We start from the raw sequence: 23818 nt of genomic DNA, 5'->3' as shown, positions 1-23818 counted from the left end.
ATGACCACGCTACGCGTCGCGATGGCGCAATTCGACTTCCCGGTGGGGGCCGTGCAGGCCAACGCCGAGCGCATCGCGGAGATGATCGCCTTCGCGCGCGATGAGTACAGTGCCGACATCGTGCTGTTCCCGGAGTTGGCGATCAGCGGTTATCCGCCGGAAGACCTGTTGCTGCGGCCGTCGTTCCTGGTTGAATGCGAGGCGGCGGTGCAGCGGGTGGCGGGCGCCGCCAAGGGCATCGTGGCGGTGGTGGGGTGGCCGCAGTCGGCGGGCAGCGTGGTGTACAACGCGGCCAGCGTGTTGCGCGAGGGCCGGGTGGAGCACACCTACCGCAAGCGCGAGCTACCCAATTACGCGGTGTTCGACGAGCGCCGTTATTTCGACGTGGATCCGGATGGCGGCGATTGCGTGTTCGCGGTCAATGGCGTGAACGTGGGCCTGGTCATCTGCGAGGACCTCTGGTTCGACGAGCCCGTTACTTCGACCGTGCGCGCGGGCGCGCAGCTGCTGCTGGTGCCCAATGCCTCGCCGTTCGAACGCGACAAGCACCTGCAGCGCGATGCGTTGATCGAGGAGCGTTCGCGCGACCATGGCGTGGGCATCGCCTACCTCAACGTGGTGGGCGGGCAGGATGCGCTGGTGTTCGACGGTGCATCGGTGGTGGCCGACGGTGATGGCGCGGTGCATCCGGCCGCAGCGGCGTTCACCGATCAGTGGCTGGTGGTGGACTATGACGCGAAGGAACGCCGGTTCGCCGCCTGCCAGTGGACGGGCGATGGCGACGAGAGCCGCGAGGCGCTGGCGTGGCGCGCGGTGGTGCGCGGCACGCGCGACTACTGCCACAAGAACGGTTTCACCAAGGCATGGCTGGGGTTGTCGGGCGGCATCGATTCCGCACTGGTGCTGGCCATTGCCGTGGACGCGCTGGGCGCGGACAACGTGACCGCGGTGCGCATGCCGTCGCGCTACACGGCCGACCTGTCCAATGACCTGGCGCTGGAGCAATGCCGTGAGCAGGGCGTGCGCCTGCTGGAGGTGCCTATCGAGCAACCGTTCCAGGGTTTCCTGGGCGCGTTGTCGGAGGTGTTCGAAGGCCGCGACGTGGACGTGACCGAGGAGAACCTGCAGTCACGCTGCCGCGGCGCGATCATGATGGCGCTGACCAACAAGTTTGGCGGATTGCTGCTGACGACCGGCAACAAGAGCGAATACGCGGTCGGCTACGCCACCATCTACGGCGACATGTGCGGCGGCTACGGACCGATCAAGGACCTGTACAAGACCGAGGTGTTCGCGTTGGCGCGCTGGCGCAACACGGTGGGCGACCCGGTCATCCCGATGGGCGTGATCACCCGTGCGCCCAGCGCCGAGCTGCGCGAGAACCAGAAGGACCAGGACTCGCTGCCGCCGTATGACGTGCTGGACGCGATCCTGCTGCGCCATGTTGACCAGGAGCAATCGCGCGACGAGATCGTGGCGGCAGGATTTGCCGCCGAGACGGTGGACCGGGTGTTGAACCTGGTGCGCACCGGTGAGTGGAAGCGGCACCAGGCGGCGCCGGGACCGAAGGTCTCGCACCGGGCATTCGGGCGCGAACGGCGCTATCCGATCACTAACGGGTATCGGGCCTGAGGCGCGGCGCGCGTGCCGGACGACGGATGGGATTTGCCAAGGTGTAGCCAGTGGGATACACTTACGCCATGGAGATCAGGCGCACCCTCGAGTTCAGGGATTGGATGGAGGGGCTGAAGGATCTGGTGGGCCGTGCCCGCATCCAGGCGCGTATCGAGCGCTTGGCGATGGGTAATCCGGGCGATCACCGTCATCTGGACGGTGGGGTGTCCGAGTTGCGCGTCGATGTTGGCCCCGGTTACCGCGTCTATTACACGCAACGAGGCAATGCGTTGGTGGTTCTACTGGTGGGGGGCGACAAGGGCTCCCAGCAGCGGGATATCCGCAAGGCGCACGAACTCGCCCGCAATCTCTAAGTCGTGCCGCGCCAGTCTAGTTGTGGCGTGGGCGTATCTGAAGAGGCGCAAAGGTACCGTCATGAGCAAGAAGACCACCACCGAAACTTACGATGTTGCCGAGCACCTGCGGACGGCAGAGGAAATGGCGCTGTACCTGGATGCCTGCATTGCCGAGGCAGATGGCGACGCAGCGTTCATTGCCAAGGCGCTTGGCGACATTGCGCGCGCGAAGGGCATGAGTCAGGTGGCCCGCGACGCCGGCCTCTCACGCGAGAGCCTGTACAAGGCTTTATCCGGTGACCGCAGCCCGGACTTCGCCACCGTGCTGAAGGTAACCAAGGCGCTTGGCGTGCAGTTGCACGCTACCGCGGCCTGAGGCGGCAACACCGCCCCCCACCGAAGCCACAACTCCCCTCAATCCATATCCAGCGCCGACTTCTCACCCGCAAACGGATTGAGCTTGCGCCAGTTGCCCGGGTAGTCCGGCCACTTGCCGGCCAAGTACGGATGGTTGGGCGCCTTCTCCTGCAGCACGCGCTTGGCCTCGCTGGCCAGCGCCTCGTTGCCCAGCCCGGTGTACGCGGCGGCCAGCGTGGCCATCGCGTCGTTCTCGTAGGTGCTCTGCGGATAGGTGTCCAGCAGATACTTGGCCCGGGTGGCCGAAGCGACGTACGCAGTGCGACGCAGGTAGTACAGCGCCACGTCCAGCTCGTGCCGCGCGAACAGGTCGCTCAGCTCGTTCATGCGCTTGCGCGCGTCTTCGGCGTAACGGCTGTTGGGGTACCGGTCGACGACGATGGAGAAATCGTTGTGGGCCTGGTGCGGCGTAGCCATGTCGCGGCGGCTGGCGTCCAGGCGCCACACGCGTTGCAGGAACACGGTGTCCCGGTTGGAGTTCGCCAACCCGCGCAGGTAGTACAGGTACGCGATGTTGCGGTGCGTGGGGTAGGTGCGGATGAAGCGGTCGATGCTGCTGATCGCGTCGTCGTGCTTGCCGGACTTGAACTGCGCGTACGCAGTCTCGATCAGCGCCTGCTCGGTGTATTCGCCATACGGATACTGGGCGACCAGGCGCTTGTAGGTCTGCTCGGCCGAGGCCCAGTTGCCGTTCTTCATCGAGGTGTGGCCCTTGTCGTACAACTGCTCGACGGGCTGGCCCTCGTTGGCGTTCTCGTCCTTGAACATCTTGCCCATGCGGGCGCAGCCGGAACCGGCGACGGTGATGGCCAGCAGCAGGGCGGTGGTGCGCAACAGGGCGGAGCGTTGGGTCATGGTCGGCATCGACGGGCGCTTGGGGCGTGAAGGGCCGATAATAGCAGCCCCCGCCCACCAGCCCCTTAACCGGGTGCGAGAGCCAGCCCAGATGACCGAGGCCCCCCAGACCCTGACCGCCACCGTCCCGGACGAGGCCGCCGGCCGCCGCTTCGATGCGGTGCTGGCCGACCTGTTCCCCGACTATTCCCGCTCCAAGTTGTCGGCGTGGATCAAGAGCGGGGACGCGCGCCTGGACGGCCAGGTGGCCCGCCCACGCGATCCCGTTCGCGGGGGGGAGACCGTCACCGTGACGGTCGTGCTGGAGGTGCAGACGCACTCCGAGCCGGAGGACATCGCGCTTGATGTGCTGTACGAGGACGAGCACGTCATCGTCATCAACAAGCCCGCCGGGCTGGTGGTGCACCCGGGTGCGGGCAACCCGGCGGGCACGCTGGTCAATGCGCTGCTGCACCGTGACCCGGCGCTGGCCAACCTGCCGCGCGCGGGCATCGTGCACCGCCTGGACAAGGACACCTCGGGGGTGATGGTGGTGGCACGCACGCTGCCGGCGCACACCGCGCTGATCGAACAGCTGTCCGGGCGCCAGGTGCACCGACAGTACCTGGCGGTGGTGGTGGGCGCGCTGGTCTCCGGTGGCACCGCCAACGCGCCAGTCGACCGCCACCCGCGCGACCGCATCCGCATGGCCGTGCGCGAGGACGGCAAGGACGCGGTGACCCACTTCCGCCTGCGCGAGCGCTTCCGCGCGCACACGCTGCTGGAATGCCGGCTGGAGACGGGACGCACGCACCAGATCCGCGTGCACATGGCGCACCTCAAGCACCCCATCGTGGGCGATCCGCTCTACGGCGGGTCGCTGAAGCTGCCCAAGGGCGCGTCGCCGGAGCTGATCGAGGCGTTGCGCGGTTTCCGTCGCCAGGCGCTGCACGCGGAGACACTGGAATTTTCCCACCCGGTGACCGGCGAGCCGGTGCGCTGCAGCGCACCGATGCCGGCCGACATGCAGGCACTGGTGAAGGTGCTGCACGACGATGCCGAGGCCGCGGCGGCCTCCAGCCGCTGAGGCGCGGCCGGCGTTTGACGCCAGGCGACCGACACCCTGTGGAGAGCAGCGCGCCATGACCGATCCCCTTGACCTTGATGGCATGCCCTGGCTGCGTGCGGGCTGGCCGGCGCCGCGGGGCGTGCATGGCCTGACCACGCTGCGCCATGGCGCGGGCGTGTCGCAGGCGCCGTTCGATACCTTCAACATGGGCAACTGCACGGCCGCGGAGGGCGATGATCCCGCCGATGTGGCGCGCAATCGCGACTTGCTGGTGGCCCACGCGCGCCTGCCGTCGGAGCCGCGCTGGTTGCGGCAGGTTCATGGGGTTGGCGTGGTGCGCTTCGGGCTGGATGTGCCGCCCATGCTGTTGCCGGAAGCCGACGCCTCGGTCACCTCCGAGCCCGGCGTGGTGCTCGCCATCCTCACGGCGGACTGCCTGCCGGTGCTGTTCTGCGTCGACGACGGCAGTGAGGTCGCCGCCGCGCATGCGGGCTGGCGCGGCCTGGCCGATGGCGTGCTGGAGGCCACGGTGGCCGCGATGCGCACGCCACCGGACCGCGTGCGTGCCTGGCTGGGGCCGGCCGCGGGGCCGCAGCGCTACGAGGTCGGCGTGGACGTGTACGACGCCTTCGTCTCGCGCGACTGGGCCGCCGGCAGCGCCTTCACCAGCACCCGCGAGCACCATTGGCATGTGGACCTGTACGCGCTGGCGCGGCGTCGGCTGGCGGCGGCAGGCATTGCGCCCGACCGCGTGAGCGGCGGCGACCTGTGCACGCTGTCCGCACCGGACCGCTTCTACTCGCACCGCCGCGATCGCCGCACCGGGCGGATGGTCTCGCTGGTCTGGATGGAGCCGGGGCGATGAGCACGTCCACTTCCACTTCCACACCGCGCCGCTGGTTCGTCGCGGGCGACCTCAACGGGTTCTTCGGCCTGGTGGTCGACAACCTGTCGATCCTGGGCTTCATCGCCATGGCGCTGGTGGGCCTGTTCGGCATGCCGGCGGAGGTCGTGTACGGGCGCATGTTTCCCGGCACCGCGCTGGGCGTGCTGGTCGGCAACCTGATCTACACGGTGATGGCGCGGCGGTTGGCTGCGCGCACCGGCCGCGATGATGTCACCGCGATGCCGCTGGGGTTGGACGCGCCCACCAGCATCGGCATGGCGCTGCTGGTGCTGGGGCCGGCGTTCGCGGGCTTCAAGCAGGCGGGCATGGACGAGGCCGCGGCGGCCAATGCCACCTGGCAGCTGGGCATGGCCTCGCTGATGGTGATGGGCGCGCTGAAGTTCGTGCTGTCGTTTGCCGGCGAGGCAGTGACGCGGCTGGTGCCGCGCGCCGGCCTGCTGGGATCCATCGCCGGCATCGCGCTGGTGCTGATGGGCTTCCTGCCGCTGGTCGAGGCGCTGCGCTCGCCGGTGGTGGGTTTCGTGACGCTGGGCCTGCTGCTGTACGTGCTGGTGGCGAAGGGGCGGCTGCCGGTCAAGCTGCCGGGCGTGTTTGTCGCGTTCGTGTTCGGCACCGCGCTGTATTACGCATTGGGTGCACTGGGCCTGGGCGCGCCGGGCTTCCAGTGGCCGCAGGCTACCGCGCTGACCGTGGCCTTCCCGTGGCCGACCTTGGGCTTTGTCGATGGACTGCCCTACACCGTGCCGTACCTGCCGCTGCTGCTGCCGTTTGGTTTGCTGATGGTGGTGGGCGGCATCAACGTCAGCGAGAGCGCCCGCGCGGCGGGTGACGACTACCGCACCCGTGACATCCTGCTGACCGAGGCGCTGTCCACGCTGGTCGCCGGCCTGTGCGGCGGCGTGGCGCAGACCACCCCGTACATCGGCCAGCCGGCGTACAAGCACATGGGCGCGCGCAGCGGCTACACCCTGCTCACCGGCCTGTTCATCGGCATCGGCGGCATGCTCGGACTGGTCTCGGGGCTGGTGCAGTGGCTGCCGCTGGCGGTGCTGGCGCCGATCATCGTGTACGTGGCGCTGGACATCACCACGCAGGCCTTCCACGCCACCCCGCCCAGGCACACCACCGCGATGGTGCTCGGCTTCCTGCCATCGGTGGCCTACATGCTGTCGATCAAGGCCGGCAACCCCGCGTGGATCGCCCCGGACCACTTCGCCCGACTGATGCAGGCTGGCGACAGCCACGGCCTGCCCGAGATGGCGGTGATCGTGACCCTCGGCAACGGCTTCATCATCACCGCGATGATCTGGATCTCGGCGGTCGCCGCCATGATCGACGGCCGCCTGCTGCGCGCCTCCGCCTTCCTGCTGGCGGGCGCCGCGCTGGCCCTGTTCGGCATCATCCACTCCGTGCACCCGCAGGGCGGCATCTACCTGCCGTGGAACCTTGAGGGCCTGCCGCGACAGATCTCGGGGCAGTTTGTGGGCGCATATCTGGCGCTGGCCGCGTTGCTGGCGGCCCTGTCCCTGCAGCGTGATCCGGTGCGTCTGGACACTACGGCCTGACGCCAACGACCGTGGTCTAGTCCGGCTGCAACTAGGTGAGCGGCGCGCCGATGACTGTGCCGTACGTGGCAGGGTTCCTGCCTGCGGTAGAGCAGCCTCCCTCGTGGGTATTTCGACGCAAGCACCGCGACGCCCCACGTCGCGTAGCGGTGGCGGATGGGTGGGGTATTGCGTAGAGCCCGCCATGGATGGCGGGCGGCCGCGACTCGGCACAGGATGTGCCGACGGAGCGGAGGAGCAATGCCCCGCCCGTCCGCCGCCGCCCCCCCCCCGAAGCCGACGCTCTTCCTCAGACCAACACCTCCGCCCAAGCCGACACTACAAAATGCGCCCGATTTGAGCCCGATCAAGTCCCCCCAACCCCAACCCTCCACACTCCCTGAACAAGCCTTGAAACACGCTTGATTCCCGCGGCCCCCAGCCGCATCTGCAAAGCATTGCGGCCTACTGGCCGCCCATGACTTGAAGGGGAAACCCCATGCGGATGGACAAGCTCACCTCGCGCTTCCAGCAGGCACTCGCCGACGCCCAGTCGTTGGCCGTCGGGCGCGACCACAACTTCATCGAACCGGCACACCTGCTGGCCGCCCTCATCGACCAGCAGGGCGGCAGCACCCGCCCGCTGCTGGCACAGGCTGGCGTCAACGTGCCGCTGCTGCGCGAGCGCCTGGGCGAAGCACTGGAAAAACTGCCCAAGGTCACCGGCCAGGCCGGCAACGTGCAGGTCGGCAACGACCTCGGCCGCCTGCTCAACGTGACCGACAAACTGGCCCAGCAGCGCGGCGATGCCTTCATCGCCAGCGAACTGTTCGTGCTGGCCGCGCTGGACGAGGGCGGTGACGTGGGCAAGGCGCTCAAGGCCGCCGGCGCCAACAAACAGACACTGGAAGCGGCCATCGACAAGATCCGCGGAGGCGAGAGCGTGCAATCCGAAAATGCCGAAGACCAGCGCCAGGCGCTGGAGAAATACTGCATCGACCTGACCGCGCGCGCCGAGAGCGGCAAGCTGGACCCGGTGGTGGGCCGTGACGAGGAGATCCGTCGCACCATCCAGGTGCTGCAGCGCCGGACCAAGAACAACCCGGTGCTGATCGGCGAGCCGGGCGTGGGCAAGACCGCGATTGTCGAAGGCCTGGCCCAGCGCATCATCAACAACGAAGTGCCCGAAGGCCTGCGCGGCAAGCGCGTGCTGAGCCTGGACATGGGCGCGCTGATCGCCGGCGCCAAGTTCCGCGGCGAGTTCGAGGAACGCCTCAAGGCCGTGCTCAACGACCTGGCCAAGAACGAAGGCCAGGTGATCCTGTTCATCGACGAACTGCACACCATGGTCGGTGCCGGCAAGGCCGAAGGCAGCATGGACGCGGGCAACATGCTCAAGCCCGCGCTTGCCCGCGGCGAGCTGCACTGCATCGGCGCGACCACGCTGGACGAATACCGCAAGTACGTCGAGAAGGACGCGGCGTTGGAGCGCCGCTTCCAGAAGGTGTTCGTCGGCGAGCCGTCGGTGGAAGACACCATCGCCATCCTGCGCGGCCTGAAGGAGAAGTACGCCGTGCACCACGGCGTGGAGATCACCGACCCGGCCATCGTCGCCGCGGCCACGCTGTCGAACCGCTACATCGCCGACCGCCAGTTGCCGGACAAGGCCATCGATCTGATGGACGAGGCTGCGTCGCGCATCCGCATGGAGATCGACTCCAAGCCGGAGGAGCTGGACCGCAAGGAGCGCCGGCTGATCCAGTTGAAGATCCAGCGTGAGGCGCTGAAGAAGGAGAAGGACGAGGCGTCGAAGCAACGCCTGGCCGATCTTGAAGCCGAGATTGCCACGCTGGAGCGCGAGTTCAACGACCTGGAAGAGGTGTGGAAGGCGGAGAAGGCCACGCTGCAGGGCGCAACCAAGATCAAGGAACAGATCGAAGCGGCCAAGCTGGAACTCGAGGCCGCGCAGCGCAAGCAGGACTTCGCGCGCATGAGTGAGATCCAGTACGGCACGCTGCCGACGCTGGAGAAGCAGCTGCACGCCGCGCAGGAAGCCGAGACCAAGGGTTTCACCCTGCTGCAGGACAAGGTCACCGCCGAGGAGATCGCCGAGGTGGTCAGCCGCTGGACCGGCATCCCGGTCAGCAAGATGCTGGAAGGCGAGCGCGAGAAGCTGCTGAAGATGGAGGAGGTGCTGCACGGCCGCGTGGTCGGGCAGGACGAGGCGATCAAGGTGGTGTCCGATGCGGTGCGCCGCTCGCGTGCGGGCCTGAGCGATCCCAACCGGCCGTCGGGCTCGTTCCTGTTCCTCGGCCCCACCGGTGTGGGCAAGACCGAGTTGTGCAAGGCGCTGGCCGAGTTCCTGTTCGACAGCAGCGACGCGATGGTGCGCATCGACATGAGCGAATTCATGGAGAAGCACTCAGTCAGCCGTTTGGTCGGCGCGCCTCCGGGCTACGTGGGCTATGAGGAAGGCGGCTACCTGACCGAAGCGGTGCGCCGTCGCCCGTATAGCGTGATCCTGCTGGACGAGGTGGAGAAGGCGCATCCGGACGTGTTCAACATCCTGCTGCAGGTGCTGGACGACGGTCGCCTGACCGATGGGCAGGGCCGCACGGTGGACTTCCGCAACACCGTCATCGTGATGACCAGCAACCTGGGCAGCCAGATGATCCAGGACATGGCCACGGACGACACGGCGGAGGGCTACACGAAGATGAAGGCCGCGGTGATGGGCGTGGTGCAGAGCCATTTCCGCCCGGAGTTCATCAATCGCCTCGACGACATTGTCGTGTTCCACCCGTTGGACAAAACGCAAATTCGCGAGATTGCCAAGATCCAGCTCAAGGGCCTGGAGAAGCGCCTGGCCGAGCGCGGATTGAAGTTGGCGTTGTCGGCCAACGCGCTCAACCTGCTGGGCAACGTCGGCTTCGATCCGGTGTATGGCGCGCGGCCGCTGAAGCGGGCGATCCAGCAGCAACTGGAGAATCCGCTGGCGCAGCGCATCCTGGCCGGCGAGTTCGCCAACGGCGACACGGTGCAGGTGGAGGCCGAGGGCGGGGCGCTGGTGTTCCGCAAAGGCTGAGGCCGGGCGTGCGCATCAGGTTGGCAGTGCGCGCGCTGCTTTGCGCCGAGCCGTGTCAGCATGCACCGCACTGCCAAGCGGAAGGCGACAGATATGACCATCCGACCTGGCTTTAAACGGAAGCAAAACGGCCCGGGATTTCCCGGGCCGTTTGCGTTTTCCTTGCGGTTTGCGGGACATGCCACCATCGGCGGCATGTGCCTCGATCAGGCGACCCGATCAGGCGATGGTGTTGATCACCACTTGTACGCCACCCGCCCGTACACGAATGCGCCATTGAAGCCGAACGGCGACAGGTTGCTGTAGGGGAACTGCCCGTTGGTCGAGTTGGGGAACGTGTTCTCGTCCGGGTACTCGTTGAGCAGGTTGTCCGCACCGAGGGTGAAGGCCCAGCGGTCGAGCTTGTAGGTGGCCGAGGCATCCAGCAGCCACTTGGCATCGAAGGTCTGGTCGTTGGCCGCGCTGGACGGACGCGTGGTCACGCTGCCGTAGCGGGTGGCGCCCACGTTGAAGCCCCAGCTGGCGAAGTCCCACGTGGCCGACGCGAGGAACTTGGTGTGCGGGAAGCCATCTTCGATGCGACCGCGCTCGGTGCGGTCGATGCGCTCCAGGTTGAGGCCGTTGGCGGCCAGTTCCGGCGGGTTGGGCGCCACGCGGGTGATCTCGGTCTCGGTGTAGTTGTAGCCACCGGTCAGGTCGAGCGTGCCGCCATCCAGTGCGAAGCGGTAGCTGCCCACCACGTCCACGCCGCGGGTGCGGGTGTCGATGGCGTTGGTGAAGTAGCGGCCGCCGTTGATGCCGAAGATGCCCTGTGATTCCAGCAGCGTGCGCACCGCGGTACCGGTCAGGTTGGACGACAGCACGATGCGGTCATCCACGTCGATCTGGTAGGCGTCGATGGTCACGTACAACGCATCCAGCGGCTGCAGCACCAGGCCCAGGCTGTAGGACAGCGACTCCTCCGCCTTCAGTGGCTCGGCGCCGAACGCCTGCGCAGTCGGGCTGCTGGCCGGGAACGTGCGCACCTCGAACGGATCGGAAATGCCGGCCAGGAACAGCGTGCTCACTGTCTGGAAGTTCTGCTGCGCCAGCGACGGCGCGCGGAACCCGCTGGACACCGTGCCGCGCAGCGCCACCGCATCGTTGAACGCATAGCGCGCCGACAGCTTGCCCGAGGTCTGGCTACCGAAGTCGTCGTAGTCTTCGTAGCGCACCGCCGCGCCCGCGGAGAACTGATCCGTGATATCGGCCTCCAGGTCGGCATAGACCGCCCAGCTGTCGCGGTCGTAGTGGCCCGACACACTGGGCGCGAAGCCGCCGAAGCCCTGCGCGCCACCTGGCAGCCTGCCGACCTGGGCATAGGAGCCGAATTCACCCGGCGACTGGTTCCACTTCTCGTTGCGCAGCTCCGCGCCGAACGCCAGCGTCACCGGGTAGGCCAGGCCCCAGTCCAGCGCCTTGCTGAAATCGGCGTTGAGGATGTTCTGCGTGGTCTCCAGCGCGCCGTCGTAGAACGAGGTCGGCGAGGTCGGGCCGAGGCTGGCGTTGAGCGTGTTGCGGGTGAAGAACTCGAGGTTGTTGTAGCCGTGGTTGTAGCTCACGTCCCACTTGAACTCGTTGGCGGTCTCGCCGCGCAGGCCCGCCACGATGGAACGGTCGCGCGAGACGTTGTTGATCTCCGGCAGGTAGCCGTCGGGGTAGATCGACCGGATGTTCTGCGTGGGGTTGTTGGGCGCGCGGAAGAACGCGAACGAGGTGATGTCGCGGTTGCTGATCGCACTGAACGCGTACGCGGTGATGCTGTCGGTCAGGTCGTACTCGGCGTTGAACGAGACCGCGCCGAAATCCACTTCCGGGTCGCCGATCACGAACGCCTTCTGCCCCAGCGCCGGTTGGGTCGGGCCCGGCGTACCCGCGAACGGCCGCGCGCGGTTGGTGAGGTCCTGTGTGCCCATCTGCGCGGCCACGTTGAGGAAGCCGCGGCCACCGAGGTCGAAGGTGTTGTCGCCGGCCACTTGCGCCTGCTCGCCATCGCCCGCGGAGTACTGGCCCACGGTGGCGGCGAGGCTTCCGCCCGATTCGGCGCCCTTGAGCACCACGTTGACCACGCCGGCAATCGCATCGGAGCCGTATTGCGCCGAGGCGCCGTCGCGCAGCACTTCCACGCGGGCAATGGCCGAGACCGGGATGGTGTTGAGGTCCACCGGCGCCGAACCGCGGCCGATGGTGCCGTTGAGGTTGAGCAGCGAGGAGGCATGGCGGCGCTTGCCGTTGACCAGCACCAGCACCTGGTCGGGCGAGAGGCCGCGCAGCTGCGCCGGGCGGATCGCACTGGTGCCGTCGGTCAGCGCGGGGCGCGGGAAGTTGAGCGAGGGCAGCGCGCGCGCGAGCGCGGTGGCCAGCTCGGTGGTGCCGGTGGCGTTCAGTGCTTCCGGCGTGATGATGTCGATCGGTGACAGCGACTCGGCCACGGTGCGGTCGGAGACGCGGGTGCCGGTGACGATTACCTGGTCGAGGGTCTTGGCATCGCTTTCGGTGGTCGGCGCGGTCTGGGCGAAGGCCGCCGGGGCGGCGAGGGCCAGCGCAATGGCGGCGGTCAGGGGCAGGCGGGTCATGGGCGTTCCGGGTAGGGGGTCGACCAATGATTAACCGGATATTCACAAGCCTGCAATATTCATCCGGATGAAAAGATATATTCTTTGGTCATATGCGACCCACGCAAAGGGCATAAGGCCGGAACGGGCCGGGGGTGCTAGAATGCCCGCTGCCTGAGGTGACCGCCGGCCAAGCCGGTGGTTGAAACGGGAATCCGGTGCGCCCGCCGTCTGGTCGATGGTCGTGGCAATTCCGGAGCTGCCCCCGCAACGGTAGGCGAGGTGACCCAGGACGGGTCGGGACCGGCGAATGCCACTGTGCCATCGGCACGGGAAGGCGCCGTCCCCGGACGCATGAAAGCGCCCACCCGCGAGCCCGGAGACCGGCCACTGGCATGACCTGACATGCGGTGGGCGATGTCACGGGGGCCATGCACGCGCGTGGCGTCTGCGTCCTTTCTTGCCGCCTGTCCATTCCCAACGTTTTCCGCGCGGGCAGGCGCGGCCAAGGAGCAGTACCCGATGGTTTCCCGTAATTCCCGTACCCGCCGCAACGTGCTGGCGGTTTCGTTGGCGCTGGCCGCCACCCTGAGTGCCGTCCCCGCCTTCGCCGAAGGCCAGGCCACCGACCTGGACGGCGTGGTCGTCACCGCCACCCGCACCGCGCGTACCCAGGACGCCACGCTGGCCGCGATGACCGTGATCGACCGCGAGGAGATCCAGCGGCTGCAACCGGCCTCGCTGCCGGAGTTGCTGCGCAAGGTGCCGGGCGCGTCCATCGCCAACAATGGTGGCGCGGGCAAGGAGAGCTCGCTGTTCCTGCGCGGCACCGAGTCCGACCACGTGCTGGTGCTGGTGGATGGCCTCAAGGTGGGGTCGGCCACGTCGGGCAAGGCGGCGTTGCAGGACATCCCGGTCGAGCAGATCGAACGCATCGAAGTGGTGCGCGGGCCATTCTCCAGTCTGTACGGCTCCGAGGCGATCGGTGGCGTGATCCAGATCTTCACCCGGCGCCCGCAGGTGGCGTTCTCGCCCAGTTTCAGCGTGGGCGCGGGTACCGAATCGACGTACAAAGCCACCGCAGGCGTCGAAGGCCGCGGCGACAAGGGCTGGTACGCGCTCAACGTGGCCCACGACACCACCGATGGCATCAATGCCTGCGTCAGCCCCACCGGCTGTTTCGGCTACGACCCGGACCGTGATGGCTACACCAACAACTCGGTGTCGGCTCAGGGCGGTTATGCCTTCGGCGACGCGTGGAACGTGGACCTGCGTGCGCTGCGCGCCGAGGGCGAGAACGAGTACGACGGCAGCATCTATGCCGGCAACGAGGCCAGGACGGTGCAGCAGACGGGCGGTGCGCGCGTGCGCTACCGGGCGGGCGACCTCGCCACGTTCACGCTGAACCTCGGCCAGAGCGAGGACAAGAGCCGGCAGTTCAACGACGGTGTGTACCTCAGTCTGTTCCGCACCGACCGCGACCAGGGCGGCCTGCAGGCTGATTTCAATTTCGGCGGCGGTACGCTGACCACCGGTTTTGACTGGGTGCGCGATGAGGTGGACAGCGACACGCTGTACGCGGTGACCGAACGCATCAACCGCGCCGGGTTTGCGCAGTGGCAGCAGGGCTTCGGGGGGCATTCGCTGCAGGCCAGCGTGCGCCGCGACGACAACAGCCAGTTCGGCGGCAAGACCACCGGCAGCGCGCTGTGGGGCTGGGACTTCACCGAAGCGTTGCGCCTGACCGCCAGCTACGGCACCGCGTTCAAGGCGCCGACCTTCAACGAGCTGTATTTCCCGTTCTACGGCAACCCGGCGCTGACCCCGGAAACCTCGCGCAGCGCCGAACTGGGCCTGCGTGGCAAGCACGGTTGGGGCGAATGGTCGCTCAACGCGTTCCAGACCGATGTCGACGACCTGATTGGCACCTACTGCACGCCCACCTGGGAGTGCTACGCGATCAACATCGACGAGGCCCGCATCGAGGGCGCGGAGCTGGGCGTCAGCACGCAGCTGGCCGGCTGGGACCTGCGTGGCAGCGCGGCCTGGATCGATCCGCGCAACCGTTCGACCGGCAGCAACCACGACAACATCCTGCCGCGTCGCGCCCGCGAGACCGCGCGTCTGGACGCGGACCGCAGCTTCGGTGCATTCAACGTCGGCGCCAGCGTCACCGCCGCCGGCGAGCGTTACGACAACCTGGCCAACACCCATCGCTTGGGCGGCTACGCCACCACCGATCTGCGCGCCGGCTATGCGTTCAACCCGGCGTGGCGGGTGAACCTGAGCGTCAACAACGTCTTCGACAAGCAGTACGAGACGGCGGCGTTCTACGCCCAGCCCGGCCGCACCTGGATGCTGACCCTGCGCTACGCGGCGCAGTAAGCCAGTCCTTCGTCACAAGGAGATCGGTTCGATGAAGCCTTTGAATACCCGCAACACCGTCGTGATGGTGGCCGCCTTGGCGGTACTGATGTGCATGACCCGTTTCAGCCACTTCGGCACGGCCATCCACCTTCCGGATGCATCGATGGCGGTGTTCTTCCTCGGTGGCCTGTACGTGCGCCGGCACCTGGCGTTCCTTGGCTTCGTCGCCCTGGCGGGCGCACTCGACTTCGTGTCGGTGCGCTACGCCGGCACCAGCGACTTCTGCATCACCCCGGCGTATTCGTTCCTGCTGCCGGCATATGCGGTGCTGTGGTACGCGGGGCGGGTGTTCGCAGGCCGTTTGCAGGCCTCGGCCGGTTCGCTGGCAATGGCGGCTGGCGTGGCGCTGCTGGCCAACACGTTGTCGTTCGTGATCTCCAATGGCGCGTTCTACTGGCTCGGGGGGCGCTACGCCGAGCCGCACTTCGCCGAGTACGTGGCGCGACTGATGCACTGGGCGCCGATGTTCGTGCGCACCTCGATGGCCTATGTGGTCGTCGCGCTGGTGGTGCATGCGGTGGTCGCGCGGGCACTGGGCCAGCGTGATGCCGGCCGCATGGCCGGGGCCTGAGCATGCGTGAGGACGTGCTGACGCCCGAGGAGCGCTACCGCGAACGGGCGCAGCGCAAGAAGGAACTGGTGGACCGCCGGATCGCGCGGGCCACCATCGACCGTGGCGTGGTGGTGGTCAACACCGGCAACGGCAAGGGCAAGAGCTCGTCGGGCTTCGGCATGCTGGCGCGCTCGCTGGGGCACGGCTTCAGTTGCGGCGTAGTGCAGTTCATCAAGGGCAGCTTCTCCACCGGCGAAGATGCCTTCTTCCGCACCATGGGCGACGCGTTTGCCGATCGCCTCGACTACCACGTGATGGGCGAGGGCTTCACCTGGGAAACCCAGGATCGCGATCGCGATGTCGCCGCGGCGCAGGCCGCGTGGGCGGTGGCGGCGTCGATGCTGGCCGACGAGACCTACGACTTCGTATTGCTGGACGAACTGAACATCGCACTGGTGAAGGAGTACATCGCGGTGGAGCAGGTGCTGGCCGCGCTGGCCGCGCGCCCGCCGCGCCAGCACGTGGTGATCACTGGCCGTGGCGCGCCGGATGCGCTGGTGGAAGCCGCCGATACCGTGACCGAGATGCGCCTGGTCAAGCACGCGTTCAAGGCGGGCATCAAGGCGCAGCTGGGCATCGAGCTCTGAGGCCATGAACACACACCATTGCCCTGCCTTGCTGGTGTCCGCGCCCGCGTCGGGGCAGGGCAAGACCAGCGTCACCGCCGCGCTGGCGCGCTGGCACGCGCGCCAGGGGCGGCGGGTGCGGGTGTTCAAGACCGGTCCGGACTTCCTCGACCCGATGGTGCTGGAGCGCGCCAGTGGCGCACCGGTGTACCAGCTCGACCTGTGGATGAACGGCGAGGCCGACGTGCGTGCGCGCCTGCACGCGGCCGCGTCCGAGGCCGACCTGATCCTGGTCGAAGGAGTGATGGGACTGTTCGACGGCGCGCCTTCAAGCGCTGACCTGGCGGTGCGTTTCGACCTGCCGGTACTCGCGGTGATCGACGGCTCGGCCATGGCGCAGACCTTTGGTGCGCTGGCGCTGGGTCTGGCGCGCTACCGCGACGACCTGCGCGTGCACGGCGTGGCGGCCAACCGCGTGGGCAGTGACTACCACGCCTCGTTGCTGGCCCAGAGCCTGCCCGTAGGGCTGCGGTGGATGGGCGCACTGCCGCGCGATCCGGCGTTGGCGATGCCCGAGCGCCACCTCGGACTGGTGCCGGCGGACGAGGTGGGCAGTGTCGATCGCACGCTCGATGCACTGGCCGATGCGTGGGCGCGGCATGCGAGTACCGAGTTGCCTCCGGCGGTGGCGTTCGCGCCGTGGACGGGCGCGACAGCGGAGGCCGCCTCCGTGGCCGGCGCACTGGCCGGCGTGCGTATCGCCATCGCCCGTGACGATGCATTCTGTTTTCTCTATCCGGCCAACCTCGAGTTGCTGCGCGAGGCAGGCGCGGAACTGCGGTTCTTCTCGCCGCTGGCGGGTGAGCCGTTGCCGCCGGCCGATGCGGCGTGGTTGCCCGGGGGGTATCCCGAACTGCACCTGGATGCGCTGTCCGCCAACGTGGACCTGCATGCCGCGTTGCGCGCGCACCGCGACGCCGGCAAGCCGTTGCTGGCCGAATGCGGTGGCCTGCTGTTTGGGCTGGACGCCCTGGCCGATCGCGAGGGCGACATGCGGCCCATGGCCGGACTCCTGGCAGGCAGCGCGCGCCTGCAGCCGCGACTGGCCGGGTTGGGGCTGCAGCAGGTCACGTTGCCCGAGGGCACGTTGCGCGGCCACACGTTCCATTATGCGCAGGCCGATATTGCCGCACCCGCGCTCGCCACCGCGACCAACCCCAATGGTGGCCCCAGCCGCGAGGCGGTGTACCGCGACCGGCGCCTGACCGCCAGCTTCGTGCACTTCTATTTTCCCTCCAACCCCGCCGCCGCGGTGCGGCTGCTACGGCCTTGAGCGTGGCCATTGCCACCACGGCGGCGCTGCTGCTGGATGCCGCATGGGGTGAGCCGCGGCGCCTGCACCCGCTGGTCGGTTTCGGACGCTGGGCCGGAATGATCGAGCGGGTGTTGCATGCCGACCGGCGCACCGCGGGCGTGCTGGCGTGGTGCGTGGTGGTGGCGCCCCTCGTGGCGCTGGTGGCCTGGGCGGTGCAGGCGGCGCAAGCGTACTCAGCTGGGCTGGGCATGGCCTTGTCGGCAGTGCTGCTGTACCTGACGGTGGGTCACCGCAGCCTGTGGGACCACGCACGGCCCATTGCCGACGCACTCGAGGAGGGCGATCTGCCCCGGGCACGCACCGCGGTCGCGCAGGTCGTCAGCCGCGATACCAGTGCACTGGATGCCACGCAGGTCGCCGGCGCCGCCAGCGAGTCGGTGCTGGAAAACGGGTGCGATGCGGTGTTTGGCGCATTGTTCTGGTTCGTGCTGCTGGGCGCACCCGGCGCGGTGGCGTACCGGCTGGCCAACACGCTGGATGCGATGTGGGGCTATCGGACCCCGCGATACGCGCGTTTCGGCTGGGCCGCGGCACGCATCGACGATGGACTGAACCTGGTGCCGGCGCGGCTGACCGCGGCCACCTACGCGCTGTGCGGCGACACGCGCCGCGCATGGCGAAGCTGGAAGACGCAGGCGCGTGCATGGAAGAGCCCCAACGCGGGTCCAGTGATGGCGGCCGGCGCCGGTGCCATCGGCGTGCGGCTGGGCGGTGCAGCGCCTTACCACGGCACCTGGACGCAGCGCCCGGCATTGGGTGAGGGCGCCCCGCCCGATGCGTCGACCATCCGTTCGGCGCTGAGACTGGTTCGTCACGGCGTGTTCGCGTGGTTGGCCGCGCTGTGGCTGGCCACCGCGCTCAGTGCAGTGCTGGAGGCCTGGCATGCTTGAACACGGCGGCCGCCTGCTGCGCGCGGCACGGCATTACGGCATCGCACCGGATCATTGGCTGGACCTGTCCACCGGCGTGAACCCCGAGGCGTGGCCGGTGCCGCCGATTCCCGCGCGTGCCTGGCACCGTCTGCCCGAGGATGACGACGGGTTGGTCGAGGCGGCGATGCGCTATTACCGTGCGCCGCACGTGTTGCCGGTGGCCGGTTCGCAGGCGGCGATCCAGGCACTGCCGCTGCTGCGGCCGCATTCGCGCGTAGGCGTGCTTGCGCCCGGGTATGCCGAGCATGCGCATGCGTGGGAGCGGGCGGGCCACCGGGTCGAACGCCTGTCGGCCGACGCGTTGCTGGACGAGCACGCGCGACTCGACGTGGTCGTGCTGATCCATCCCAACAACCCGGGCGGTGATGTCTTCGACCGGTCCGCGCTGCTCCGCCTGCATGAACGCCTGCACGCGCGCGGGGCCTGGCTGGTGGTGGACGAAGCCTTCATGGATGCGACGCCGGACGACAGCCTGTGTGCGGACAGTGGCGGCGAAGGCCTGGTCGTGATGCGTTCGGTGGGCAAGTTCTTCGGGCTTGCCGGTGCGCGCGCGGGGTTCGTGTGTGCGGCACCGGCGTTGTTGCAGTCCCTGCGCGAGCGTCTGGGTCCGTGGACGCTGGCCGGTCCTGCGCGCCATGCCGTGCAACAGGCGCTTGCCGATCGCGATTGGCAGGCCGGGGCACGCGCGCGACTCCGGCAACGCACTGCGCAGCTGGACGCCATACTGCGGGCCAACGGCCTGTCGCCGACCGGCGGTACGGCGTTCTTCCAGTGGTGTCGCGATGCGCGGGCCGCGGAACTGCATGACGCGCTCGCGCGCCGGGCGATCCTGGTCCGGCTGTTCGAACACCCGGCCAGCCTGCGCTTTGGGCTGCCGTTGCACGAGGCCGACTTCCAGCGCCTGGACCACGCGTTGGCCGAGGTATCGCGATGACCGCGCGCGTGCTGATGGTGCAGGGCTGCACGTCCGATGCCGGCAAGAGCGCGCTGGTCACGGCGCTGTGCCGCTGGGCGCGGCGACGCGGCGCACGCGTGGCGCCGTTCAAGCCGCAGAACATGGCGCTGAACTCGGCGGTCACCGTCGATGGCGGCGAGATCGGCCGGGCGCAGGCAGTGCAGGCCCAGGCCTGTGGCTTGCCGCCGCACACCGACTTCAACCCGGTGCTGCTCAAGCCCAACACGGATACCGGCGCGCAGGTGATCGTGCACGGGCACGCGGTGGGCAACATGGATGCGGTGGGCTACCACGACTACAAGCGCGTCGCGATGGAGGCGGTGCTGGCGTCGCATGCGCGGCTGTCGGCCGCACACGAACTGGTGGTGGTCGAAGGCGCCGGCAGCCCCGCCGAGATCAACCTGCGCGACCGCGACATCGCCAACATGGGCTATGCCGAGGCGGTGGATTGCCCGGTGGTGCTGGTGGCGGACATCGACCGCGGCGGCGTGTTCGCGCACCTGGTGGGCACGCTGGCGCTGCTGTCGCCCAGCGAGCGGGCGCGCGTGGCGGGCTTCGTCATCAACCGGTTCCGGGGCGACATCGCGCTGCTGCAACCGGGCCTGGACTGGCTGGAACGCGAGACCGGCAAGCCGGTGCTCGGGGTGTTGCCGTACCTGCATGGCCTGCACCTGGAGGCGGAGGATGCATTGCCACGCGCCGTCACCGCGCAGGGCGATGGCCAACTGCGCGTGGTGGTGCCGGCGCTGCCGCGCATCAGCAACCACACCGACTTCGACGCGTTGCGCGCGCATCCGCAGGTGCACCTGTGCGTCATGGGGCCGGGTGAGTTGCCACCACCGGCGGACCTGATCGTGCTGCCGGGCTCCAAGTCCACCCGCGCCGACCTCGCATGGCTGCGCGCGCAGGGTTGGGAAAAGGCGATCGCGCGGCACCTGCGGTATGGCGGCAAGGTGATCGGCATCTGCGGCGGATTCCAGATGCTGGGCCGCGTCGTGCGTGATCCGCTCGGCCTGGAAGGACCGGCGGGCGTCAGCGAGGGACTCGGCTGGCTGGACGTGGAGACGACGCTGGCGCCGAAAAAACAGTTGCGCATGGTTGAAGGGCAGCTGTTCCTGCCTGAACCCACGTCATACGCTCGATCGTCAACGTCAACGTCAACGTCAACGTCAACGTCAACGTCAACGTCATCGACGTCGACATCGACATCGCGTGTCTTGTCCGTGGAACGCCCGCGTGCTGGAAGTGAATCGCCCCGGACGCATGGCGCCTCCATTCGCGGCTACGAAATCCATTGCGGCATCACCGAGGGCGTGGGCCTCGCGCAAGCCCTCGTGCAGCTGCGAGACGGCCGTGTGGACGGAGCCTGCTCCAGCGATGGGCAAGTGATCGGAACCTACCTGCACGGCCTGTTCGACGACTCCGAGGCGCTGGCGCACTGGCTTCGCTGGGCGGGTCTGGACGATGCCGCGAGCCTCGACCTGCACGCCCTGCGCGAAGCCAGCATCGAACGCCTGGCCGACGCGGTGGAGCAGCACCTGGACACCACCCGAATCGCAGCATTGATGGGCCTTGCATGAACACCCTGATCCTCGGTGGTGCCCGCTCCGGCAAGAGCGCGCTGGCCGAACGCCTCGCCGCCGCCTCCGGACGCGAGGTCATCTACATCGCCACCTCGCAGCCGGCCGACGCCGAAATGGCCGAACGCATCGCCCACCATCGCGAGCATCGCCCTGCGCACTGGGGATGCGTCGAGGAGCCGCTCGCGCTGGCCAACACGCTGCGTGAGCACGCGCGCGCCGACCGCGTGCTGCTGGTCGACTGCCTCACGCTGTGGCTGAGCAACCTGCTGGGCCATCCCGATCCTGCGTGCGTGGTCGCCGAACGCGATGCGCTGCTCGCCGCGCTGCCCACGTTGCCCGGCGATGTGCTGCTGGTCAGCAACGAAGTCGGCCTCGGCATCGTGCCGATGGGCGAACTGACCCGCCGCTTCGTCGACGAGGCTGGGCGCCTGCTCCAGTCACTGGCCGTACGGTGCGACCGCGTCGTGTTCGTCGCGGCGGGCCTGCCGCTTACCCTGAAAGGATCTCCCGAATGACCCTGCACTGGCTGGAAGCCGCTTGCGCCACACCTGATTCCACCTTCATCGACGCTGCGCGCGCCCGACAAGGCCAGTTGACCAAACCACTGGGATCACTGGGTGGCCTGGAAACCATCGCCATCCAGCTGGCCGGCCTGCAGCGCAGCCAAGCACCGAACCTGGACCGGGTGTGGATCAGCGTGTTTGCCGGCGACCACGGCGTCGCGGCGGAAGGCATTTCCGCCTTTCCGCAGGCAGTGACCGGCGAGATGGTGCGCAACTTCGCCAACGGCGGCGCGGCGATCAGCGTGCTGGCGCGCGAACTCGGCGCCACCCTGGACGTGGTCACGCTGGGTACGGTCAACGATCCCGGCGAGATCGCCGGTGTCACCCGCCGCATCATCGCGCCCGCCACTGGCAACGTCTGCGAAGGCCCGGCCATGACCGCGGCGCAACTGGACGCGGCGCTCGCCGTCGGCGCGGCCAGCGTCGCGCAGGCCGCCGCGACCGGCGCGCAGTTGTTCATAGGCGGCGAGATGGGGATCGGCAACACCACGGCGGCCACGGCATTGGCCTGTGCGCTGTTGGATGCCGGCCCGGACGAACTGGCGGGAGCGGGCACGGGGCTGGGCAGTGCGGGCATCGCGCACAAGGCGGCCGTGGTCACACGGGCCTTGGCCCTGCACCGTGGCCCCGACGTTGAAGTCGACGCTGATGTCGTTGCCGACACCCGGATCAATGCCGATGCCGTCGTGGCGCGGGAATACCTGCGGCGGCTGGGCGGCTTCGAGATCGCCGCCCTCACCGGCGCGTTCGTCGCGGCCGCGCAGGCAGGGGTGCCGGTGCTGGTTGACGGCTTCATCACCACTGCCGCGGCACTGGCTGCGGTGCGGATCAACCCCGGCGTGCGCCCGTGGCTGCTGTTCGGCCATCGATCGCACGAACGGGGCCACGCGCGCCTGCTGCAGGCGTTGGACGCGCGCCCATTGCTCGACCTGGGCCTGCGCCTGGGCGAGGCCAGCGGTGCCGCTGCCGCAGTGCCGTTGCTGCGGCTGGCGTGCGCGCTGCACAACCGCATGGCCACGTTCGATCAGGCCGGGGTGTCGAAGCCGTGACTGCTGCCGGATTCGACCTGTTGCGCCATGGGGACACCGGGCAACGCAGCTACCGCGGCCAGCTGGATGACGCGTTGACCGCGCAGGGCTGGGCACAACTGCGCGCTGCCGTGGCGGGCCGGCAGTGGGATAGCATCGTGAGCTCATCGCTGCGGCGCTGTGCCGATTTCGCCAGCGAGTTGGCCAGCCAGCGTGGGCTCCCGCTGCGGATCGACCAGCGCCTGGCCGAATACCACTTCGGCCAGTGGCAGGGCATGCCGCTGGAAATCCTGGGCGAGGAACAGCCCGAGGCGCTGGGACGCTTCTGGGCCGATCCAGTGGCGCATCCACCGCCGGGCGCGGAAACGTTCCACGCCTTCGCGGGGCGTCTGTCGCAAGCATTGGACGAAGCGGTCGGCGAGCCAGGCGAGCGCGTGCTGGTGATCACCCACGGCGGCGCCATCCGACTGCTGCGCTGCATGGTGGAGCGCCGCGGCTTTGGCGACATGGCCGGCATCGATGTGGCGCACGCGTCGATCCATCGCCTGCCGTGGCCATCGCGCGCCCGCGCAGGTGACGTTGTCGCCGCCAACCAGCAGACCGTTGTGGGTGCCCGATGCTGAAACCACTGCTGTTTGCATTTGGTTTCCTGACCCGCGTGCCGGTTCCGGCCGGTGTGTTTGCCGACACCAGCGCGCAGGCGCGATCCTTGGCGTGTTACCCGCTGGTGGGCGCAGCCCTCGGTGCGATGCTGGTGGGCGTTGCGTGGTCGCTGCGCGATGCGCCGCCGTTGCTCGCCGCGGCGGTGATGCTGGCGGTCTGGGTGGCCAGCACCGGCGCGATGCACCTGGACGGCCTGGCCGACTCGGCCGATGCCTGGGTCGGTGGCCTGGGCGACCGCGAACGCACGCTCGCCATCATGAAGGACCCGCGCAGTGGCCCCATGGCGGTCAGTGCGGTGGTGTTGCTCCTGCTGCTCAAGTTCGCCGCGCTGGCCAGCCTGCCGCCACATGCGTGGGGCGGATTGCTGCTGGCACCCCTGCTGGGCCGGGCCACGTTGACCCTGGCCTTCCTCACCACGCCCTACGCGCGTGTGCTGGGCATGGGCACCGGCCTGCTGCACGCACGGCGTGGCCTGTGCATGACCGCAGTGCTCGCCACCGCCGTCGTGCCATTCGCGTTCGGCATGGCCGGTGCGCTGGTGTTGGCGGTGACCGCGCTGGTATTCGTGCTGTGGCGTCGTGCATGCCTGCAACGACTGGGCGGATTTACCGGTGACACCGCGGGTGCGTTGGCCGAACTCGTGGAAGCTGCAGCGATGGTCGCCTGGGTGCTCGCGATCAATTGAGGCGCCCA

20 protein-coding genes and 1 riboswitch are annotated in these 23818 nt (G+C 68.5%); of the genes, 18 read left to right on the top strand and 2 right to left on the bottom strand.

From position 1 onward, the window contains the following. The 3 genes from IP93_RS00735 to IP93_RS00725 all read left to right on the top strand — a co-directional run bounded on the left by IP93_RS00735 (position 1) and on the right by IP93_RS00725 (position 2346). Positions 1–1632 (top strand): NAD+ synthase, encoded by a 1632-nt coding sequence (locus tag IP93_RS00735; protein ID WP_144811023.1) that lies wholly within the window; start codon positions 1–3, stop codon positions 1630–1632. Between the two features lie 68 nt (positions 1633–1700). Next, positions 1701–1988 carry a type II toxin-antitoxin system RelE/ParE family toxin gene (locus tag IP93_RS00730; protein ID WP_144811022.1) on the top strand — a complete coding sequence of 96 codons (288 nt, stop codon included), beginning with the start codon at positions 1701–1703 and terminating at the stop codon, positions 1986–1988. Between the two features lie 61 nt (positions 1989–2049). Then, entirely contained in the window at positions 2050–2346 is a 297-nt protein-coding gene (locus IP93_RS00725; protein ID WP_144811020.1) for an addiction module antidote protein, read from the top strand. Positions 2347–2384: 38 nt separating this feature from the next. On the opposite strand, the gene IP93_RS00720 is transcribed toward IP93_RS00725, so the two are convergent. Then, the gene (locus IP93_RS00720) at positions 2385–3242 is read right to left on the bottom strand and encodes an outer membrane protein assembly factor BamD (RefSeq protein WP_144811018.1); all 858 of its coding nucleotides are present in this window, start codon (positions 3240–3242) and stop codon (positions 2385–2387) included. Between the two features lie 91 nt (positions 3243–3333). On the opposite strand from IP93_RS00720, the gene rluD reads away from it, so the two are divergent. The 4 genes from rluD (at position 3334) to clpB (ending at position 9826) form a co-directional block, all read left to right on the top strand. Continuing rightward, on the top strand, positions 3334–4308 hold the full coding sequence (gene rluD, locus IP93_RS00715) for a 23S rRNA pseudouridine(1911/1915/1917) synthase RluD (RefSeq protein WP_144811017.1): 975 nt from the start codon (positions 3334–3336) through the stop codon (positions 4306–4308). Positions 4309–4363: 55 nt separating this feature from the next. Next, positions 4364–5155: a peptidoglycan editing factor PgeF gene (pgeF, locus tag IP93_RS00710; RefSeq protein WP_242006674.1), complete on the top strand. Its 792-nt coding sequence runs from the start codon at positions 4364–4366 to the stop codon at positions 5153–5155. Beyond that, entirely contained in the window at positions 5152–6762 is a 1611-nt protein-coding gene (locus tag IP93_RS00705) for a SulP family inorganic anion transporter (RefSeq protein WP_144811015.1), read from the top strand. The genes pgeF and IP93_RS00705 overlap by 4 nt, the downstream gene beginning before the upstream one ends. A gap of 478 nt (positions 6763–7240) precedes the next feature. Next, complete coding sequence (gene clpB, locus IP93_RS00700) at positions 7241–9826, top strand: ATP-dependent chaperone ClpB (protein ID WP_144811014.1); 2586 nt, start codon at positions 7241–7243, stop codon at positions 9824–9826. Between the two features lie 236 nt (positions 9827–10062). On the opposite strand, the gene IP93_RS00695 is transcribed toward clpB, so the two are convergent. Then, the gene (locus IP93_RS00695) at positions 10063–12441 is read right to left on the bottom strand and encodes a TonB-dependent receptor plug domain-containing protein (RefSeq protein WP_144811012.1); all 2379 of its coding nucleotides are present in this window, start codon (positions 12439–12441) and stop codon (positions 10063–10065) included. Positions 12442–12580: 139 nt separating this feature from the next. Beyond that, positions 12581–12826: riboswitch (cobalamin riboswitch) on the top strand. 116 nt (positions 12827–12942) lie between these two features. Between IP93_RS00695 and btuB the strand changes: the two genes are divergently transcribed. The 11 genes from btuB to IP93_RS00640 are packed head-to-tail and all read left to right on the top strand — an operon-like array spanning position 12943 to position 23810. Then, on the top strand, positions 12943–14805 hold the full coding sequence (btuB, locus tag IP93_RS00690) for a TonB-dependent vitamin B12 receptor (RefSeq protein WP_144811010.1): 1863 nt from the start codon (positions 12943–12945) through the stop codon (positions 14803–14805). 31 nt (positions 14806–14836) lie between these two features. Next, on the top strand, positions 14837–15418 hold the full coding sequence (locus IP93_RS00685; protein WP_144811009.1) for a hypothetical protein: 582 nt from the start codon (positions 14837–14839) through the stop codon (positions 15416–15418). Positions 15419–15420: 2 nt separating this feature from the next. Further along, complete coding sequence (gene cobO, locus IP93_RS00680; RefSeq protein ID WP_144811007.1) at positions 15421–16047, top strand: cob(I)yrinic acid a,c-diamide adenosyltransferase; 627 nt, start codon at positions 15421–15423, stop codon at positions 16045–16047. Positions 16048–16051: 4 nt separating this feature from the next. Beyond that, positions 16052–17359 carry a cobyrinic acid a,c-diamide synthase CobB gene (locus tag IP93_RS15815; RefSeq protein ID WP_144811005.1) on the top strand — a complete coding sequence of 436 codons (1308 nt, stop codon included), beginning with the start codon at positions 16052–16054 and terminating at the stop codon, positions 17357–17359. After that, positions 17356–18291 carry an adenosylcobinamide-phosphate synthase CbiB gene (cbiB, locus tag IP93_RS00670; RefSeq protein WP_242006673.1) on the top strand — a complete coding sequence of 312 codons (936 nt, stop codon included), beginning with the start codon at positions 17356–17358 and terminating at the stop codon, positions 18289–18291. The genes IP93_RS15815 and cbiB overlap by 4 nt, the downstream gene beginning before the upstream one ends. After that, the gene (gene cobD / locus IP93_RS00665; RefSeq protein WP_144811001.1) at positions 18284–19267 is read left to right on the top strand and encodes a threonine-phosphate decarboxylase CobD; all 984 of its coding nucleotides are present in this window, start codon (positions 18284–18286) and stop codon (positions 19265–19267) included. The genes cbiB and cobD overlap by 8 nt, the downstream gene beginning before the upstream one ends. Continuing rightward, on the top strand, positions 19264–20868 hold the full coding sequence (locus IP93_RS00660) for a cobyric acid synthase (RefSeq protein ID WP_242006672.1): 1605 nt from the start codon (positions 19264–19266) through the stop codon (positions 20866–20868). The genes cobD and IP93_RS00660 overlap by 4 nt, the downstream gene beginning before the upstream one ends. Then, a complete protein-coding gene (gene cobU / locus IP93_RS00655) occupies positions 20865–21386 on the top strand; it encodes a bifunctional adenosylcobinamide kinase/adenosylcobinamide-phosphate guanylyltransferase (RefSeq protein WP_144811000.1) in 522 nt (173 codons plus the stop codon). The genes IP93_RS00660 and cobU overlap by 4 nt, the downstream gene beginning before the upstream one ends. After that, the gene (gene cobT / locus IP93_RS00650; protein ID WP_144810998.1) at positions 21383–22483 is read left to right on the top strand and encodes a nicotinate-nucleotide--dimethylbenzimidazole phosphoribosyltransferase; all 1101 of its coding nucleotides are present in this window, start codon (positions 21383–21385) and stop codon (positions 22481–22483) included. The genes cobU and cobT overlap by 4 nt, the downstream gene beginning before the upstream one ends. Beyond that, positions 22480–23085, top strand: coding sequence for a histidine phosphatase family protein (locus IP93_RS00645; RefSeq protein WP_144810996.1), 606 nt, complete (start codon positions 22480–22482; stop codon positions 23083–23085). Before cobT ends, IP93_RS00645 begins: the two co-directional genes overlap by 4 nt. Next, a complete protein-coding gene (locus IP93_RS00640; RefSeq protein ID WP_144810995.1) occupies positions 23079–23810 on the top strand; it encodes an adenosylcobinamide-GDP ribazoletransferase in 732 nt (243 codons plus the stop codon). Before IP93_RS00645 ends, IP93_RS00640 begins: the two co-directional genes overlap by 7 nt. Positions 23811–23818: the final 8 nt, after the last annotated feature.

This window comes from Aerolutibacter ruishenii (genome assembly GCF_007830115.1).
GTDB classification, from domain to species: domain Bacteria; phylum Pseudomonadota; class Gammaproteobacteria; order Xanthomonadales; family Xanthomonadaceae; genus Aerolutibacter; species Aerolutibacter ruishenii.
Note: the sequence above shows the minus strand (reverse complement) of the source record. Positions and strands in the feature narration are given on the sequence as shown.

Coding starts and splice junctions, on each gene's coding strand:
- IP93_RS15815 (WP_144811005.1), top strand. CDS start 16,052: ATGAACACACACCATTGCCCTGCCTTGCTGGTGTCCGCGCCCGCGTCG.
- IP93_RS00695 (WP_144811012.1), bottom strand. CDS start 12,441: ATGACCCGCCTGCCCCTGACCGCCGCCATTGCGCTGGCCCTCGCCGCC.
- btuB (WP_144811010.1), top strand. CDS start 12,943: ATGGTTTCCCGTAATTCCCGTACCCGCCGCAACGTGCTGGCGGTTTCG.
- clpB (WP_144811014.1), top strand. CDS start 7,241: ATGCGGATGGACAAGCTCACCTCGCGCTTCCAGCAGGCACTCGCCGAC.
- IP93_RS00730 (WP_144811022.1), top strand. CDS start 1,701: ATGGAGATCAGGCGCACCCTCGAGTTCAGGGATTGGATGGAGGGGCTG.
- IP93_RS00685 (WP_144811009.1), top strand. CDS start 14,837: ATGAAGCCTTTGAATACCCGCAACACCGTCGTGATGGTGGCCGCCTTG.
- IP93_RS00640 (WP_144810995.1), top strand. CDS start 23,079: ATGCTGAAACCACTGCTGTTTGCATTTGGTTTCCTGACCCGCGTGCCG.
- cobU (WP_144811000.1), top strand. CDS start 20,865: ATGAACACCCTGATCCTCGGTGGTGCCCGCTCCGGCAAGAGCGCGCTG.
- IP93_RS00720 (WP_144811018.1), bottom strand. CDS start 3,242: ATGACCCAACGCTCCGCCCTGTTGCGCACCACCGCCCTGCTGCTGGCC.
- cobD (WP_144811001.1), top strand. CDS start 18,284: ATGCTTGAACACGGCGGCCGCCTGCTGCGCGCGGCACGGCATTACGGC.
- IP93_RS00725 (WP_144811020.1), top strand. CDS start 2,050: ATGAGCAAGAAGACCACCACCGAAACTTACGATGTTGCCGAGCACCTG.
- cobT (WP_144810998.1), top strand. CDS start 21,383: ATGACCCTGCACTGGCTGGAAGCCGCTTGCGCCACACCTGATTCCACC.
- rluD (WP_144811017.1), top strand. CDS start 3,334: ATGACCGAGGCCCCCCAGACCCTGACCGCCACCGTCCCGGACGAGGCC.
- IP93_RS00705 (WP_144811015.1), top strand. CDS start 5,152: ATGAGCACGTCCACTTCCACTTCCACACCGCGCCGCTGGTTCGTCGCG.
- IP93_RS00660 (WP_242006672.1), top strand. CDS start 19,264: ATGACCGCGCGCGTGCTGATGGTGCAGGGCTGCACGTCCGATGCCGGC.
- cobO (WP_144811007.1), top strand. CDS start 15,421: ATGCGTGAGGACGTGCTGACGCCCGAGGAGCGCTACCGCGAACGGGCG.
- pgeF (WP_242006674.1), top strand. CDS start 4,364: ATGACCGATCCCCTTGACCTTGATGGCATGCCCTGGCTGCGTGCGGGC.
- IP93_RS00735 (WP_144811023.1), top strand. CDS start 1: ATGACCACGCTACGCGTCGCGATGGCGCAATTCGACTTCCCGGTGGGG.